Here is a 16,675-nt window from a genome sequence, read left to right as displayed (position 1 = left end):
GCCTCCGGCACCACCAACTGGAACAGCTCCCACAACTCGTCCGGCACCAGACGCTCCACGATCAGCACGCCCGGAGTCTACTCACCCAAATGAGACGACTTCTAATGCTCCAGCCATTCCCCCCTCTGTCAGCCTTGGATGAGACGTCCCGCTTTGTCGGGTTAGCCTGAGAGGGCCCGAGTAGGAGTTCCACCCCTGATGACCAGCACCGACCCGTCCACCGCCGACGCGGCACCCAGGCCGAAGCGCCGCACGTTCAGCCCCGAGTACAAGCTGCGGATCGTAGCCGAGTACGACGCCGCGCCCGAGGGCGAGAAGGGTGCGGTCCTGCGCCGCGAGCGCCTCTACCACTCGCATGTCGCCGAGTGGCGGGCCGCGCGTGATGCCGGGGCCCTGGAGAACCTGGTCGACCACCGAACCAGCCCGGCCCGCCCGAAGAAGTCCGCCGCCGAGGCCGAGAACAAGAAGCTGCGCCGCCAGGTGGAACGGCTGGAGAAGGAACTCGCCCGGAACAAGGCCGCGCTGGAGGTCCTGGGAAGAGCGTCGGCGCTCTTGGAAATGATCTCCGAGAGCGCGGACTGACCCACGCCGCCGACCCCGTCGTGGACGAGGCGTTCACCGCCGTCGAGCAGGAACTGGGCACCACGGCCGCGTGCCGGCTGACCGGCCGCTCCCGGGCCACCCACTACCGCAGGCTCAAGCCGCCACCCCCCGCGCCGGCCCAGATCCGCACAGGTCCAGCCGTCGGCCCTGACAGCCGAAGAGCGGGATGCGGTACTGGAGTTGATGAACAGCCCCGAGTACGCCGAGCTGCCGCCCGCGCAGATCCGGGCCCGTGAGCTGGATACCGGGCGCTACCACTGCTCGGTCTCAACGATGTACCGGATCCTGCGCGAGCGCGGGCAGTCGGGCGAGCGACGCCGCCAGGCCACACACCCGGCCAAGGCGGTGCCCGAACTGGTCGCCACCGCGCCCTCCCAGGTGTGGTCGTGGGACATCACGAAGGCGGCCGGCCCCGCCGAGAGCATCTGGTACCAAGTACGCGGACACCACGCACTGGGCCTCATGCGGCGGTGGCCGTCTGCCTCTTGGCCTCGCGCACCCCGCGCAGTGCACCGGACCACGCGATCACCTGGTCGAGCATGCCGCCGACGGCGGCATCGAGGCCCTCCTGGGGGGCGAAGGTGCCGGTGTGGAACGAGGGGTGTGTCGAGATGGTGGGCTGGGCGCGGACCGTGGCCACCTGAAGTTCGGCGAGGACGAGCCGCAGCGCCTCGGCGGCCCGGGCCCCGGCGACCCAGCCGCCGTAGCTGATGATCCCGGCGGCCTTGTCGTTCCACTCCCGGTAGACGTAGTCCAGGGCGTTCTTCAGAGCTCCGGGGTAGGAGTGGTTGTACTCGGGGACGAGGAATACGTAGCCGTCGAAGCTGTCGATGAGTGCGCCCCAGGTGCGGGTGTGGTCGTGCTGGTACTGCTGGAGGTTCGGGTTGCCGGGCTCGTCGAGGTTGCCGAGGTTGTGGTCGGCGAGGTCGATGAGGTCGTAGTCGGCGCCGCCGTGGGCACGGGCGACCTCCAGGGCCCAGGCGGCGATCTGGTCGCCGCGGCGTCCGGGGCGGGTGCTTCCGAGGATGAGTGCGATGCGAAGTGTCATGGTCTTCCCTCCGAGAGTTGATACGTCAACTCTAGATCGAGGAGAGTTGACGCGACAACTCCTTTGGGCGCGGGCTATCCTCGGCGACATGACAGAGACTCGATCACTGGAGCCGGAGGAGTGGGAGTTCTGGGACACCTGGATGCGCGCGCAGCACCTGCTCATCAGGGAGCTGGAGCGTGGTCTACAGCGTGACTGCGACATCTCGAAGCCCGAGTTCAGCGTGCTGGTGACGCTGTGGCAGGCCGGCAGCAGCGAAATGCGCGTCGGCGAGCTCTCCGAGTCACTCGACTGGGACAAGAGCCGCGTCTCACACCAGCTCACGCGGATGGAAAAACGCGGATTCGTCAAGCGCACCCAGTACGGCGCCGATGGTCGCCGTGCGGGGATCGGGCTGACCGCCGAGGGGCGCCGCGCCGCCCAGAGTGCCATCCTCGTGCACGGCGGCAACATCCGCCGCCACTTCCTCGACTCACTGACCCCCGAGCAGGCATCAGTCATCCGGACATGGAGCGAGCAAGCAGTCGACCGCCTCAACCCGCACCGCGGCGAGACTGCCGGCGACGGCGCATCCTAGCGCTCCAGCCGTGGATCTTGATCTTGCTGGGTGAGACCGGTCCGCCGACGGAGACGACCACCGTTGATCATCGTGAGTTGTGTCGACAAATGAAGATCAGCCGGTGGCCGTGGGCCACAGCGTAGACCCTGCCCGGTGGCAGTCGGTATTCGAGCGCCTGATGGCCCGTGTAGCGGGCAGGTTCGCCCGGGTGGAACCACGTCGTCGAGCGCGGGCATTCGTGCTGGGCCTGCTCGCGGACCTGCCGAGGAAGAACTGCTGGACGATCGCCGAGCACGCCGGCGACGCGAATCCGGCCGGAATGCAGCACCTGCTCAGCCGGGCGTCGTGGGATGCCGATCAAGTACGGGACGACATCCGCAACTTCGTGGTCGAGTACCTGCGTGACGAAGGCGCCGTCCTGGTCGTGGACGAGACCAGCGACCTGAAGAAGGGCACCGCGAGCGTCGGGGTCCAGCGCCAGTACACGGGCACCGCCGGCAGGATCGAGAACTCCCAAGTCGCGGCCTACTCCGTCTACGCCGCCCAAGCCGGGCATGCCGCCGTCGACCGCCGTCTGTATATCCCGCGCTCCTGGACCCAAGACCCCGACCGTTGCCGCGCGGCCGGCATCCCCGACAACCTGAAGTTCGCGACCAAGCCCGCCCTGGCCACCGAGATGATCGCCCGGACCCTGGACGCCGGCGTCCCGGCCGCCTGGGTGGCCGGCGACGAGGTCTACGGCGGTGACCCGCACCTGAGCGCTGAGCTGGAACGGCGTCAGATCGGCTACGTCCTGGCCGTCTCACGCAAGCGGCCCATCACCACCCGCGCGGGCGTCTTCCAGGCCGGCCAACTCGCCCACGGCCTGCCGAAGCGGGCCTGGCAGCGGCTGTCGGCGGGCGCCGGCGCCAAGGGCCACCGCTTCTACGACTGGGCGCAGGTCGACATGGTCGCGCCGCCCGGCAGCCACGGCCACCGGTGGCTGCTGGTGCGGCGCAACCGGCGCACCGGTGAACTCGCCTTCTACCGCTGCTACTCGGCCCGGCCGGTGCCGCTGAGCACCCTGGTCAAGGTGGCGGGACGGCGCTGGACGGTGGAGGAGACCTTCCAGGCCGCCAAGGGCCTGGCCGGGCTGACGAGCACCAGGTTCGCCGTTGGGCCTCCTGGCACCGCTGGACCGCCCTGGCCATGCTCGCGCACGCCTTCCTCGCCGTCACCGCCGCCATCGAACGCGCCACGAACACGGCGGCAGCCGAACTCAGCCCGCTGACCTGCAATGAGATCCAACGACTGTTCGCAGCCCTGCTCCAGCCCGCCCGCGACCTCGCTCACCGACTCCGTTGGTCAGCATGGCGGCGCCGACACCAAGCACGGTCCCGCACCAGCCACTACCAGCGACAAGCCGCCCAACAACCGTGAAGATCACGATCTACAGCCGGAGCATTAAGCAAGTCGGGACGACAGGATTTGAACCTGCGACCCCTTGACCAACAGCAGGAAGGGTTCCCCTATTCCTGCCTGAAATGCGCTCGCACGCACGTCGTGCGTGCGCAGATGCCTACGTTTCGCGCACCTCGTGCGGCAGCGCGCATGACGTGTGGCCCCAGCTGGTCCCCAGGTCAGGGGCTTGACGGAGGGTCCGGGTGGCGTTCATTCCTCCAGGGTAGCGCCACTCCGATCGCAAATCCAGCGATTCCCGAGGATCTCCCAGAAAGTCACCAGATAGAGGCCCCGCAGCGCCGAGAGAAATCAATCAGAACCAGGCCGAATGCCAGTCAGAAAGTGGCCGCCGCAATTCCCAACTTCACCAATTCCTTGCGGTCTCGCAGAAATTCTCGGCGCTCGCCATCGCGCACTCCGAAGACCGATCCGAGGGTCACCGGCACCGCGCCGGTTGTACGAGCCCAACAACCACGGCCAGCAGGCAAACCCCGCCCCCGGTGGGCGGCCACCCTTCGGCCGGAGCGGGGTCGGAACCGGCGAGGTGGACGGACACCGTATGCGGTCCCAAGGCGAGCAGGCCGAACTGCAAGGTGAACTCGGTTGGGCCGGGACCGTCCTGGTCCGGGTTGGCCAGGCACACCGCGTCACCGGCGTCGTACACGCCGGTTCACGGACTTGTGTCTGATGTCGTCTGTCACCCGATCGAGCATCAGTGACGCTTCCGCTCCGGAGATCACGCGGCCTTCGTGGGGTCTCCCGTGGGCCAGGCGACGCCGTCGCCGCGGTCCATCTTCTCGATCGCGGTCATGTCCTCCTCGTCGATGGTGAAGCCGAAGATGTCGGCGTTCTGCCGGATGCGGTCGGGGCTGGTGCTCTTCGGCAGCACCGGGTAGCCCTTCTGGACGGCCCATCGCAGCAGGACCTGGGCCTCGCCGACGCCGTACTTCCGGGCCATGACCTTGAACGGCCTGTCCGCCTGCTCACCGTCGGCCCTCATCTGCTCCGACTTCGCGCTGTGGTGTCCCTCAGCGGTGCGCCAGGTGGAGAGCGGAACCAGGCTGCTGTAAGCGATGGGCGTGATCCCGTTGTCGTCGAGGTAGCGGACCAGTTCGGGCTTCTGCGACCACGGGTGGAGTTCGATCTGGTTCGCCGCCGGCAGGGGCAGGCCCGCCGCCTTCAGCTCCTCGATGTGCCCGATGCCGAAGTTGCTCACGCCGATGGCGCGGGCCTTGCCCTGGCGCTGCAGCTCGACGAGCCCGCGCCACTGCGCGAGCCTGTCCTCGCGTCCGAACGGCGCGTGGATCAGGTACAGGTCCACGTAGTCCAGCCCGAGCCGTTCGAGGCTCTCGTCGAGCGAGGCCACCGTGGACTCGGTGGTCTTCGCCTGCTGCCCCCACTCCGGGTTCCCGGGGTAGAGCTTCGTGGTGACGAACAGGTCGCCGCGCGTCAGCCCTTCGGACCGGAGCGCCTCCTTGATGCCCGCCCCGACGCCGGACTCGTTCCGATAGCCCTCGGCCGTGTCGATGTGCCGGTAGCCGGCGCGGATGGCCTCCCCCATCGCAGCGGCGACCTCACCGTCCTCGATGAGATACGTGCCGAAGCCCAGGTAGGGGATCTCGTTGCCGGCGGTCAGTGTTCGGGTTCGCATGCTGTCCTCCTCGAAGAAACGCGACGCGATCGACGCTACCCAGCGGGGCGCCGCGGCGCCTGCCTGCTCCTCCCAGCGGCTTGCCCATTCCTGCGCGGATTGAGAGAGTGGACTGGCCCGCGCGGCTGCCCCGGCGGTCCGGCCGGGGTACCGACGGAGGACGAAACGTGCACCTGGAACGACTGATCGAGGACGCTTCCCGCCGGGTTCGGGCAGCCGACGGCTGCGGTCGTCCCCACGACGACGACGGTCGTCCGGAGGTCATCCCGCAGCCGATGCCCGGCCTCCGGATCCTCCGGCAGAGCTCCCCCAGCTCCTTCCAGGCATCGCTGTACGAGCCCGTCCTGTGCCTGATCCTGCAAGGCGCGAAAGAACTCGCGATCGGCGAGCAGACGCTGTCGTTCGGCCCGGGCGACTGCTTCCTCGTGAGCCACGACCTGCCCGTGACCTCCCGGATCACGCAGGCTCCCTATCTGGCGCTGGCCCTCGCGGTGGACATCGCCGCGATCCGCAAGCTCTACGACAAGGTCGCCGACTCGGCGCTCGACGGCGAACACGCCCGCGTGGCGCAGAAGCACCGGGCGGACCCGGGGCTGCTGGACGCCATGGGCCGGTACCTCGCGGTCGCCGACTCGCCTGCCGACGCGCGGGTGCTCGGCGCGCTCACCTCGACGGAGATCCACTACCGCCTGCTGACGGCCCCGTTCGGCGGCATGCTCCGCCGTCTCATGCGCCGCGACAGCAACGCGAGCGCCGTCGCCCGCGCCATCGGCCGCATCCGCGAGGACATCCGCTCGCCGATCGCCGTCCCGGATCTGGCACGGCAGGTCGGGATGAGCGCGTCGTCCTTCCACAAGCACTTCAAGGCGATCACCTCGACCACGCCCCTGCAGTACCAGAAGGACCTTCGCCTGCTCGAAGCGCGACAACTCCTCAGGACGGCCGGGTCCTCGGTCACCACCATCGCCTACGAGGTCGGCTACGAGAGCCCGAGCCAGTTCAGCCGTGAGTACGCGCGCAAGTTCGGAGTCCCCCCGAGCCAGGACCTGGTCGACGCGAGCGGCACGGCGTAGCTGCAGCTCACGCCTGCGGCGGGAGAAGCAATTACCAAACCGGGGGCATGGCTGCCGTTCGAACCCGCGAGCGGATTGGGCTCGTTTGGGTGATCGCTCCACGGTCAGCGCATAGGAGAAGGGCCTCCTGCGCAGTTCGGTGATGTCGAGTCAACGAACCATCAGAAGGCCCTGGTGTCCCGCTGTGTCGTGTCCGTCCTGCCCACGTCCAGCTCCGGCATGTCGTGCGATTGCCTCGCACACTGGCTCGGGAACGCCGCTGACCAGCCGGATCGTGTCCGCCGATACGCCAGCGACCTGACGGACGTGGAATGGACCCTGGTCCGGCCGCTGCTTCCGGCGCCGGCCTGGCTGAACGGGCAAGGGGGCCGCCCTGAAGGCTTCTGCCACCGCCAGATGCTCGACGCGGTGCGCCACCTCGTAGCCGAGGGCGTTCGCTGGGCAAGTCTGCCCGCCGACTTCCCCACCTGGCGGGCCGTGTACCGGTTCTTCCGCCGCTGGCGCGACAACGACCTGATCAAGGAGCTCTACGCCCGGCTGCGCGCCCGCCTGCGCGAACTGGCCGGCAAGAAGGAAGAGCCCACCGCCGCGATCATCGACTCCCAGACGGTGAAGGGCGACGCCACCGTTCCCGCCGCCACGCGCGGCTACGACGCCGGAAAGAAGACCAACGGCCGTAAGCGGCCCATCGCCGTCGACACCCTGGGCCTACTGCTGGTGGTGATGGTCACCGCGGCATCCGTCAGCGACCGCGACGCGGGCCGCGACCTGCTCCAGCGCCTTCGCGCCCGGCACCGCGCCATCACGCTGGTCTGGGCCGACGGCGGCTACACCGGCTGGCTGGTGGAATTCGCCTCCGCCGTCCTCGCCCTGGCCCTGACCGTCGTCAAGCGCCCCGACGACGTGCGTGGGTTCACCGTGCTACCGCGCCGCTGGGTGGTCGTACGCAGCTTCGCCCACTTGATCCGGGCCCGGCGCCTGGCACGGGACTACGAGAGCCGCACCGACAGCTCCGAGGCGATGGCCTGGTGGGCCGCCTCCATCACCGCCACCCGCCGCCTGGCCCGCCAAGGAGCTCCCGCATCCCGACGCCACGTCAGTCGGCCCACCCCGAAAGCGGCCTGAACAGTCCCGGCCGCTCCTCGCGCAGCCGCCCGCGCTCCACCAGCCGCTTCGCGCGGAACCGAGCTGCCTGCTCACGGGCATCACGGGCCTGCCAACCCAGATGCTCACGCATCCGCCGGGCCCGCGCTCCTTCCCCACCGCCCCCCGCATCCGCCTCGACCTACGACACGATCGCCGCGCAGTCGCCCGCCAGCACCGAACGATCCAAGCCCGGCTGCCAGCCCGGCACTTCGACCCTCGGTGCGATCGCGCTCACGGCCCCCACCACCTCGACTTCCGCCCCGACCGGCGACGCGGCCAGGACCTCGACAACCTCCTCGCGGGCGACCACCGCGCGCCGAGCTGCCTCCTCAGCCTCGGCCACCGCAACCCGAAGCCGCTCCATCTCCGCGCGCAACTCCTCCACCCGGACCAGCGCCGCCCGTTCCCGATCCTCCAGCAACCCCACAACCGACGGCATCCGCCACCTCCGACACAGCGAAACTGAACCCAGCTGATCCAGCCTGCCTCCCGGCGCTGAACACGTGCCTGACCTGCGAAAACTTGACACTACGTCCGCTTTGGGAATCGCCTCTCAGTCCCTGCCTGGCCGAGTGCCTGTGCCACTGCTGGCCAGACTCGCACTTCCGAGCAAAGAGGACTGGTACGTCCACGCGGCTGCCCGCGCCGGCGCGAAGACGCTGTTGCTCCGTCGCGCCGCAGCCCGCGCGATCTTCGATCCACCGCCGCATAGTCGCGATCGGGATGACCGCGACTATGCGGCGGTGGATCTGCTCCAGGTTGCTGTGGTCGAACCGCGCGCTGTACCTGCCGACCTCGCAAGCAAGTTGGCCACGGATCCCGATAAGGGCGTCGCAGCGCGGGGCGCCGAGACCGTCCGTGTGATCGGAGGCCTCGGCGAGCGTGAGAGTCTGGACTACTACATGCGGTTCGGCATGTGATCGCTCGCAGTTGAGACGCGTGGTGACGGGCCTACCGGGCTCGCGCATAATCCCTGGTGTCCAAGGACGGGGTCCGCACTCGCCCCAGGAAGCTTCACGCCCACCAGCAAACTGACGGGCCGACACGATGCAACTGGCTCCTGCGGACGGAGTGCCAGCCGCCCCTATAAGCGGGGTTCGCTTTGGTTGCATCAAAGGCCCGGACGCCGTTTTGCTGACGACATACGGCTCCGCTGCAGAAGTTGGTGCTGTCGGGTCCGAGTGTGGTCAGCCGGCGCAGAACTCGGAGTCCGGTTCACCGGCGGATCCGGACTCGCCGCCAGGCGCGCCGCCCGGACCGGCGGCTCCGCCGGTGTTGGCGGCGTTCTCGGGGACGGTGGGGGTGCCGCAGATCCCGTCGCCGCCAAATCCGCCGGTGCCGCCGCGCGTACCGGCGCCGCCGGGGCCGCCCGCACCGCCGGAGTTCGTGTCCTTGGGAGCCTCGACGGTAATCTTGCCGTCGACGCCGCCGGCGCGGACGCCGGTGCCGCCGGTACCGCCATCGCCGCCGGAGCCGCCAGGACCGCTGGTACCGCCGGCTGCGCCGTTGCCGCCAGCAGTCTCGACGCTCGTGTTCGCGGTGATGGCGATCGTGGATCCTCGTGTCGCGAGGATGCCAGTGCCGCCCCGGCCGCCGGCGCCGCCGTTGCCGGCGGAGAGGTCGGTGCCGCCGGCAGCGCCGTTGCCGGCGGTGACGGTGACGGTGTCCGCGGTGACCTTCGAGTTGCCACCGGGCAAGTTAAAGGCGAAAACACCGGTGCCTCCCCAGCCTCCCGCGCCACCGGCTGCGGCGATGACGCTGCCTCCCAGGCCGCCGTTGCCACCGCGGATGCGCACGTCGGTCGCGGTAATCTCTCCCACCAGGCCGTTGCCGCCACGACCTCCCGCCGCGTAGACGGCAGTTCCCGTCGTGCTGCTGCCGGCGCCGCCGTTGCCGCCGGTGACCCTGACCGAGGTCCCGGTCACGTTGTTTTCTGCGAGGATGCGACCGAAGTGAACGCCATCGCCACCGGGAAGCTCGCCCTCAGCAGCACCGTCGGCTGCGTTGCCGCCGGTGACGGTGACGGTGCTGGCGAGGGCTGTCGACGCCACCTTGATCGTGCCTTCGACACCGCTGCCCACGTTGGTGTTGCTCAGGTTCTCCAGGACCTTGCCGCCGGTGACTGTCAGCGTGAGATGCCCGGAGCCGGTGTAGGAGAAGGTGCCGTTCTTGCTGATGCCGGCCCCACCCGGGTTGCTGTTGGTGATGATGACAGTCGCATCGCCACCCGACAGGATCCAGCCCTGCGACAGTCCTTGCGTGCAGGTGTAGACGGTCGCGACCTGCCGACAGTTGGGCGGAAGAGCCGGGGCGGCGTAGACGGGTACCCCTGGGGCGAACACAGCAGCGGTGACGCCCAAGACGAGCGATCCCAGCGTCGCCGTCCGACGGTGAGACCACCCACGGGACACACACACGGTCATCGATACTCTCCTCGACTCCTCTGACAAGGCTGCCGGACCGGCAACCCCGAAAGCAAGCCAACGATTCGTACCCGACCCAGGCCAAGAGACCCGCCCTGGCGACCGATTGGCTCCAGATGAGTGACTCACTCCTGTGTGACAGCCGCGCCGCCTCAGGAGCCACTGGACGAACCTGCCTGGCGTGGCCAGCCGCCCAGGTCTGGCACCGACGCTGTTGCGCACCGCCCTGGGGCGCGCTCGGCGGGGCCAGTGGCGGCCCCTCAGGCCCCGCTGCGAACCGGGTGCATCAGGCATGGTCGATTGCGCCCCCGGTTTCCGCCACATACCGGTGCATCCAAGAGGCCTTCGGCGGCAGCCCCCTCTCGGGCAGAACACCGGAGCGCCGGTCGAGGAGGACCAGGCGAGGTCCGGACAACGAGATTCGCGTCAGCCGAACCAGGGCGGGTGCGCTACAGGGAAGAGGCGACGACGGCGCCCCGCAGATCGCTAGCCTCCCCTCTGCTGCACAGTCGTCCCATGACGACGCGCTACATCGGGGTGGCTTCCGCAGAGGGAGCCTGGATTAACCGCTGCACCTGCCAACCGAAGTGCCGCTCCAGCAAGTCCGGCATGTGCTTACCGACCTGGCTCGCACTTGGCCGGTCGCGGCCTTCCTGCCGGGAACCGCTGACGAGCCGGTCAACGGAGTGGTGCTGTACCGAGACCCGAGCCGCACGTACGGCACGCCGGAAACCTCGGTATGCGATGCCGCCGTGCACCGGCTGGTCGAGGCCACCGGATGGACCCCAGACGCCGAGCAACCCGCCGGACAGGGACGTGGAGGGGTGATCGTCGGACTCGGCCTGCGCGAGGGGTATGCCGCGGACGCACGGAAGCACTCGCCCGAAGACGTCGTCCAGCAGCGCGTTGAGCTGGTGCACGGCTTCGGCGGGAGTCATCAAGGGCGCGGTCATCGCTGGGGCACCAGGTTCACGTTGCCGTACTGGCCGGTCACGATCTGGCCGAAGTATCAGGAGAACATCCCGCTCTATCGGGGACAGCGGGATGATCTCCTGATGGCTCGGTGGTGCGGTCAGCGGGTCCTGAAACGGCGGTAGAGGTTCCGGGCCACGAACACCCCCGGCCCGCCGAAGCCGACGAGGTCGACGCGCCCCTCACCGGTGATGTCGCCGACGAAGCGGGGGTGCCGGTCGACCCGCCAGGCGCCCGCGTCGTCGCTGTAGCCGAAGCCGCGGCATACCAACTGGGGCTGCTCGAACCGGCCTTCACCGAGGCCGTGCGACGCCCAGACGCCCTCGTCACCGAAGCCGACGATGTCCGGGGTGCCGTTGCCGGTGACGTCGGCGAGGAACCGCAGGTGCTTCTTGGGCGTCCACCCCTGCGCCGTCCCGAAGTCGTTCAGGACCAGCTTGGCGGGCTCGAAGGTGCCGTCGCCGCGCCCGCGGGATACCGCGACGCCCTGCGGGCCGAACCCGACGATGTCCATGGGGCCGTCGGCGGTGGTCCTGACCAGGAAGCGGGGGTGCTTCGCGACCGACTTCCAGCCCTGGACGGTCCCGAAGTCGCCTAGGACGAGCGTGGGTTCGGCGAACGTGCCGTCGTTGCCCTGGAGGGAGACCCAGACGCCCTCGTCGTGGCAGCCGACGAGGTCGAGGCGGCCGTCGCCGGTGGTGTCGGCGAGGAAGCGGGGGTGCCTGTCGAGGAGCCAGCCGCCCGCCTTCTCGCCGTGGCCGAACGCCCTGAGGGCCGGCTCACCCGGGAGATCGGCGAACGTGCCGTCGTCGCCCTGGAGGGAGACCCAGACGCCGTCCTCGTGGCAGCCGACGAGGTCGAGGCGGCCGTCGCCGGTGGTGTCGGCGAGGAAGCGGGGGTGCTGGTCGGCGAGCCAGCCGCCGGCCTTCGGGTCGCTGCCGAACGCCTTGAGGACCAACTTGCCGGCGGCGGGGGCGAACTTGCCGGCGTCGCCCTGGAGGGACACCCGGACGCCGTCGGCGGCCAGCACCACGACATCGGGCTTGCCGCTGCCCGTGGTGTCGGAGAGGGTCCACAGGTCGGTGGGCGCCAGGGAGGGCGCGGACTTGTACAGGGCCTGCTCGTCGTCGAAGGTGCCGTCGCCCCGACTGGGCGCCGTCACGGCCCCCTTGGCGGGCCGAAGTGCCACGATGTCGTGCCGCCCCGCCCCCGTGCGGTCGGCGAGGAACCGCGCACCGGCGCCGGCCCACCAACCGGGTTGACCGGGAACGCGGTTGGGCCCCTCGCCGGTCCACCCCCCGGCGGTCCTGTCGCTCCCGAACTGCTCCAGGACGAGCAGCATGTCGCTGAAGGAGGGGGTGGCGCCGGGGACCATCCGCAGCGCGGTCGAGCGGACCAGGGGCCAGGACCGGCGGCCGTTCCAGTGGTCGCGCTGGGCGAAGCGGAGCACCAGGTCGCTGGTGCGGGCGGGTTCGGCGGTGACGAAGCGCCAGCGCTGGCTCTTCGCGGCGTCGTCGTACTTGCGCAGGACGACACGGATCTCGGGCTCATCGGCGTCGTCCTCGTCACGGTCGGGGAGGTCGAGGACGGTGCCGTCGGTCACGCTCTCGATGAAGTAGAGGCCCGCCTCACCCTCGACAGGGACGACGTGCCACTGCTGGTCCTTCTTGCCCGCTGCGGCGGCCGACCGGCGGACGCCGCCGTCCTTGCTGATGGGCTCAAGCGCCTTGTTGTCGGCCGCGTTGCGGATCACATAGCCCTGGTCGTCCTGCTCGAACCCGCCGTTCGCGGTCTGCACGGGGGCGAGCTGCCACTGCTCCGGGCTCGGGCCGTCCTCGGGGAAGCCGCGGACGACCAGTGCCCCGTCCGAGTTCGGCGTCGGCGGGGCGCCGAGGGTCTTCCCCGTGGCGGCGTTGACGATCTCCAGCTTCAGTTCTTGCGTGGGCACGGGCATCGTGGTGCCTCTTCCAACTCTTCAAGGCATTAGGGGATTTGGCTAGGGACGGTGGTGACGTGGCGGTGGGCTCGGCTCACGTGAAGACGTGGTGGTACGGCACGTTCCACTCGTTGGGCAGCCGCGGGTAGAAGGTGTTGATGATCGTCCCGGTGAAGTCTCCGCCCCAGTTGTAGGTGGTGCGCACCTCGTTGTCGGGCGTCACCGCGTAGTCCTTGAAGCCGAGGATGGCGTCGGGGTGGGTGATCGGCACGAAGGTGATCCCGCCCCACGGTGTCACCGAGACGACGAAGAGCTGGGTGTCCTCGGGGGCGCCGTTCTTGCCGCGCCACTTGTCGCCGACCTTGCTGGGGAGGCCGACCTGCACGGTGTCGGCCGCCACGGCCTTCGGGGCGTCCTGGTGGACGCTGATGCGGCGCCGCTGCGGCTTCGGGGTGCCGTCGTCGCCGCGCCCGGCGGCGGTGCCGGCCGGATCGATGGGCGCGGGCATCGTCTGGCCGGCGGCGCTCTCGAGGAAGTAGAGCGGTCGCTGCCCGAAGAAGCCGCCGGGCGTGATGTACCAGAGGTGGCCCTTCGCGTCCTTGGTGTCCGGGTCCAGCGTGGTGGCCAGCTTGACGCCCTTGTCGTGGACCGAGTCCTTGAGCTCGACGGGCCGCAAGTAGCCGCCGTTGAAGGCGTGGACGAGCATGACCGGGCGGTTCTCGATCAGCGCCGCCACGATCGCGTTGTCGTAGCTGTTCACCGCCACCGGGCCGCCGACCACCAAATTCGCCATTGCGGTGCGTTCTTGGGTGTACATCGCGGAAACCTCACCTGTTCTGGTGTTCTGGATGTGGGAGAACAATGCTCGGACGCTTAGTGCACGAGCGCATTGCACGGAAGCTCAGCGCAGGAGCGCATTGCACGGAAACTGTCGGCGGCGCCAGAGTCACACAATCGCCAACTGATGGGCAGGATACGGAGCTTGGTTCACCCGATCGAGTGTCATGCCGGGACGGGGCGCTTCCAGTGATAAGGCCCGTGCTAGCTTCGGTCGCCGGAACGTGCGCAGAATTCTGTTCCCATTTCACCGAGTTCACCGAACACGGTTCGACCGGACTATTCGAGGACATCATCCGAGGACGGGGAATGCCTTCCAACGCATACAACCTGGATCGGGCCAAGCGCCAGCCGCTGACCAAGAAGAACCTGCGGGAACTGGGCATCGAGCAGACCTGGCAAGCCATCCTGGAGCACCCCAGCCTGGTCTACGTCGACGATTACGGCGTACAGCACAAACCCGTCGGCTTCTCCGTCAACAAGGCGAGCTTCGGCACCTTCCCCGGTACGGCCCACCAACTCGGCTGGCTCGCCTACATGAACCTCGGCGAGCCGCTGATCGAGGAGCGGCGCGACATCCAGCAGCCGCCGCCCGACATGTTCTCCTCGCGCAGCTACGTCAACCGCAGCCTGACGTCCGACATGAGTTTCACCGACACGGTCGACTTCACCGTCTCGAACGCCGTCACCTGGTCACTGCAGGGGTCGTCCCAGCTGACCTTCGGCGGCAACGTCAGCGCGCAACTCCAGCTGCAGTTGCAGAACCAGCTCCAACTGAGCCTCCAGGGACAGCTCCAGGGACAGCTCCAGGGACAGCTCAGCGCCCAGCTGCAGAACGCCATGGCCAACAAGTGCACCGCCACGGTGACCAACAAGAACAGCAAGGAGAACGTCGGGTTGGACAACGCGAACGCCACCGAGAACGGCGTGACCAACACGATGTCCAATACGGCGCAGGCCTCCGCCACGGCCACCGCGACATCCTCGATCACGGACTCGGTGGCGTTCACGACCACGGGCAGCGCCACCGGGAGCGCGCAGCTCAACGCCGCGTTGATGCAGGGCATCACGGCCTCCGTCGGTGGCACCCTGACCACCAGCTGGAAGTCCACCTCGCAGATCTCCGGCAAGGTCCCACCGACCACCCGGATGGCGACCATCGCCAGCCAGCGGCGCACCCGCAAGCAGTACTCCTACGAGATCCCGGTGACCTTCTCCGGGCTGCTCGCCGTGCAGTACGACGTGCCGGTGGCGGTTCTTTCGCCACCGCAGCCCGGGGACTACCCCGGCCTCGCCAAGCTGGTGGCCCGCGACATCGCCGACCTCGACCTGGCGGGCGGCGGCTTCCGGATGAAGGGGCTGGCCGAGGTGGTCTCCGCTCTGGAGGTCCACCACACGATGTTCGACGGCGAGAGCCTGACCGACAGCGAACGAGACCTTTTCAAACTGCCCTGACCGAGCTGTTCCAACAGCCGTGAACGGGCGCGGCGCCGCCACGACGACCAGAGGTGACAACCATGGTGTTCGGCAACATCTTCGAATCCGCGGGCACGGGCGCGGGGCTCTTCTCGGTGATCTCCGACGGCGACAAGCCGGAGCCCGGCGCGGACGTCGACTTCGAGGACTCCGACGACGAGACGTACGACGACACGACCACGAGCCTGTTCACCAGCGGGATCCACGGGGCCAACAACCGGGCAAAGATCGTGCGGGAGCAGTCGCCCGAAGCGCGGGCCATCCTGGGTTTCCTCGGCTCCTTCGTCCAGACCACCCAGGCCTCGGCCGGCACGCAGGCGCAGTACGCCAAGGACCCCGGTTCGGTCTCCACGGCCGCGGCCGGCCGCATGCAGGCGGCCAGTCCGACGGTGGCCCAGAACGACGATCTCCAGAAGGCCCCGGACTTGGTGAGCAGGCCGAAGAGGGACGACTACAAAAAGCCCCCCAAGCCGGAGAAGCCGACCGTGGAGGCCCCCGAGCCCCCCGCGACGCCCAAGGCCACCAAGCCGACCGCGGAGGCCCCCGAGCCCCCCGCGACGCCCAAGGCCACCAAGCCGACCGCGGCCGACCCGTCGAGCTCCCAGTAGCGGTCGACCGCGAAGGGGGTCAGGGGCGCTGCCGCCCCTGATCCCCTTCGCATGTGTCAGAGCTCGTGTCAGACGGGGAGCAGCTGCCATTGCCGGTTGCGGTGGTCGCCGTCCGCCTCGTACTGCTTGATCGCCGCAGGCCCCGTGGCATCGACGCGCAGCACCAGACCGCTGTGCCGGTTGGCGATCTCGAACACCCGGGGGCTGTCGGTCGCGGGGCCGATGGGGATCAGCCGCCACTGCTGGTGGTGTGCGTCAGCGCCCTGGTAGGCGCGCTGCGCCGCCACCGCACCGGCGGCCTCCTCCGCTTCGAGGATCTCCAGGACCTTGCCGCTGCGCACGTTCTCGAACCTGTAGAGCACCTCGCCGTCCTGCTGGCCCGCCACCACCAGCCGCCACCGCTGGTGCTCCCGGGGGACGGCGAGGGACTGGTGGATCTCGGCCCCGTCCTCGGTGGACTCGCGCAGCACGCCCATCCGCAGCCTGCTGCGGACGTTGGCCCAGGAGACCACCGTGCCCGACTCGGGCAGACCGGCCATCAATGGCGAGGCGATCTTCCGGATCCGGTGACCGCCGTACTCGGCGATGTAGAGCGTGTCGACGCTGTCCAGGGCGAGCGCGGACGGGAGGCTCACCTGGGCCTTGTCGGCCGGGCCGTTGTCGCCGGTGGAGCCGGCGGTGCCGGTTCCGGCGATGGTGGTGATCGTGCCGTCCGTCGCGACCTTCCTGATCCGGTGATTGGCGTGGTCGGCGATGTAGAGCACGCCGGTGCTGTCCACCACCACCGCCAAAGGGCTGTTCAGTCGGGCCTTGTCGGCCGGGCCGTTGTCGCCGGTGGAGCCGGCGGTGCCGGTTCCGGCGATGGTGGTGATCGTGCCGTCCGTCGCGACCTTCCTGATCCGG

The 16,675-nt window shown here is 69.1% G+C and carries 15 protein-coding genes and 1 pseudogene; 9 read left to right on the top strand and 7 right to left on the bottom strand.

Going from position 1 to position 16,675, the window contains the following annotated elements; all coding sequences use genetic code 11:
• Positions 1-198 precede the first annotated feature (198 nt).
• Positions 199-582: a transposase gene (locus tag ACZ7BZ_RS37680; protein WP_470362319.1), complete on the top strand. Its 384-nt coding sequence runs from the start codon at positions 199-201 to the stop codon at positions 580-582.
• 481 nt (positions 583-1,063) lie between these two features.
• On the opposite strand, the gene ACZ7BZ_RS37675 is transcribed toward ACZ7BZ_RS37680, so the two are convergent.
• Positions 1,064-1,651 (bottom strand): NADPH-dependent FMN reductase, encoded by a 588-nt coding sequence (locus ACZ7BZ_RS37675; RefSeq protein WP_470362318.1) that lies wholly within the window; start codon positions 1,649-1,651, stop codon positions 1,064-1,066.
• Positions 1,652-1,739: 88 nt separating this feature from the next.
• On the opposite strand from ACZ7BZ_RS37675, the gene ACZ7BZ_RS37670 reads away from it, so the two are divergent.
• Together ACZ7BZ_RS37670 and ACZ7BZ_RS37665 are read left to right on the top strand one after the other, a co-directional pair.
• The gene (locus ACZ7BZ_RS37670; protein ID WP_470362317.1) at positions 1,740-2,228 is read left to right on the top strand and encodes a MarR family winged helix-turn-helix transcriptional regulator; all 489 of its coding nucleotides are present in this window, start codon (positions 1,740-1,742) and stop codon (positions 2,226-2,228) included.
• Between the two features lie 160 nt (positions 2,229-2,388).
• Positions 2,389-3,629: pseudogene (locus ACZ7BZ_RS37665) on the top strand (IS701 family transposase).
• Positions 3,630-4,386: 757 nt separating this feature from the next.
• Here ACZ7BZ_RS37665 and ACZ7BZ_RS37660 read toward each other — a convergent pair.
• The gene (locus ACZ7BZ_RS37660; RefSeq protein ID WP_470362316.1) at positions 4,387-5,301 is read right to left on the bottom strand and encodes an aldo/keto reductase; all 915 of its coding nucleotides are present in this window, start codon (positions 5,299-5,301) and stop codon (positions 4,387-4,389) included.
• 167 nt (positions 5,302-5,468) lie between these two features.
• On the opposite strand from ACZ7BZ_RS37660, the gene ACZ7BZ_RS37655 reads away from it, so the two are divergent.
• Positions 5,469-6,374 (top strand): AraC family transcriptional regulator, encoded by a 906-nt coding sequence (locus ACZ7BZ_RS37655; protein ID WP_470362315.1) that lies wholly within the window; start codon positions 5,469-5,471, stop codon positions 6,372-6,374.
• Positions 6,375-6,593: 219 nt separating this feature from the next.
• Positions 6,594-7,499, top strand: coding sequence for an IS5 family transposase (locus tag ACZ7BZ_RS37650; RefSeq protein WP_470362314.1), 906 nt, complete (start codon positions 6,594-6,596; stop codon positions 7,497-7,499).
• Positions 7,500-7,659: 160 nt separating this feature from the next.
• On the opposite strand, the gene ACZ7BZ_RS37645 is transcribed toward ACZ7BZ_RS37650, so the two are convergent.
• Entirely contained in the window at positions 7,660-7,959 is a 300-nt protein-coding gene (locus tag ACZ7BZ_RS37645; RefSeq protein WP_470362313.1) for a hypothetical protein, read from the bottom strand.
• A 139-nt stretch (positions 7,960-8,098) separates the two neighbouring features.
• Here ACZ7BZ_RS37645 and ACZ7BZ_RS37640 point away from each other — a divergent pair, with 139 nt between their 5' ends.
• A complete protein-coding gene (locus ACZ7BZ_RS37640) occupies positions 8,099-8,440 on the top strand; it encodes a hypothetical protein (RefSeq protein WP_470362312.1) in 342 nt (113 codons plus the stop codon).
• A 267-nt stretch (positions 8,441-8,707) separates the two neighbouring features.
• Here ACZ7BZ_RS37640 and ACZ7BZ_RS37635 read toward each other — a convergent pair whose 3' ends face one another.
• Positions 8,708-9,880, bottom strand: a complete 1,173-nt coding sequence (locus ACZ7BZ_RS37635) for a hypothetical protein (RefSeq protein ID WP_470362311.1) — start codon at positions 9,878-9,880, stop codon at positions 8,708-8,710.
• Positions 9,881-10,554: 674 nt separating this feature from the next.
• Between ACZ7BZ_RS37635 and ACZ7BZ_RS37630 the strand changes: the two genes are divergently transcribed.
• On the top strand, positions 10,555-11,040 hold the full coding sequence (locus ACZ7BZ_RS37630; RefSeq protein WP_470362310.1) for a hypothetical protein: 486 nt from the start codon (positions 10,555-10,557) through the stop codon (positions 11,038-11,040).
• On the opposite strand, the gene ACZ7BZ_RS37625 is transcribed toward ACZ7BZ_RS37630, so the two are convergent.
• Entirely contained in the window at positions 11,016-12,869 is a 1,854-nt protein-coding gene (locus ACZ7BZ_RS37625) for an RICIN domain-containing protein (RefSeq protein ID WP_470362309.1), read from the bottom strand. The two genes, ACZ7BZ_RS37630 and ACZ7BZ_RS37625, sit on opposite strands and share 25 nt — an antisense overlap.
• A 76-nt stretch (positions 12,870-12,945) precedes the next feature.
• The gene (locus tag ACZ7BZ_RS37620; RefSeq protein WP_470362308.1) at positions 12,946-13,668 is read right to left on the bottom strand and encodes a hypothetical protein; all 723 of its coding nucleotides are present in this window, start codon (positions 13,666-13,668) and stop codon (positions 12,946-12,948) included.
• 329 nt (positions 13,669-13,997) lie between these two features.
• Between ACZ7BZ_RS37620 and ACZ7BZ_RS37615 the strand changes: the two genes are divergently transcribed.
• Entirely contained in the window at positions 13,998-15,143 is a 1,146-nt protein-coding gene (locus tag ACZ7BZ_RS37615) for a hypothetical protein (RefSeq protein ID WP_470362307.1), read from the top strand.
• Between the two features lie 62 nt (positions 15,144-15,205).
• Entirely contained in the window at positions 15,206-15,772 is a 567-nt protein-coding gene (locus tag ACZ7BZ_RS37610; protein ID WP_470362306.1) for a hypothetical protein, read from the top strand.
• 68 nt (positions 15,773-15,840) lie between these two features.
• On the opposite strand, the gene ACZ7BZ_RS37605 is transcribed toward ACZ7BZ_RS37610, so the two are convergent.
• Positions 15,841-16,675: RICIN domain-containing protein (locus ACZ7BZ_RS37605; protein ID WP_470362305.1), on the bottom strand; the 835-nt coding region annotated here is incomplete at its 5' end.

This window comes from Kitasatospora sp. NPDC036934 (assembly GCF_055608425.1).
The sequence above is the reverse complement of the archived record's forward strand: the minus strand, read 5'-3'. Positions and strand labels throughout refer to the sequence as shown.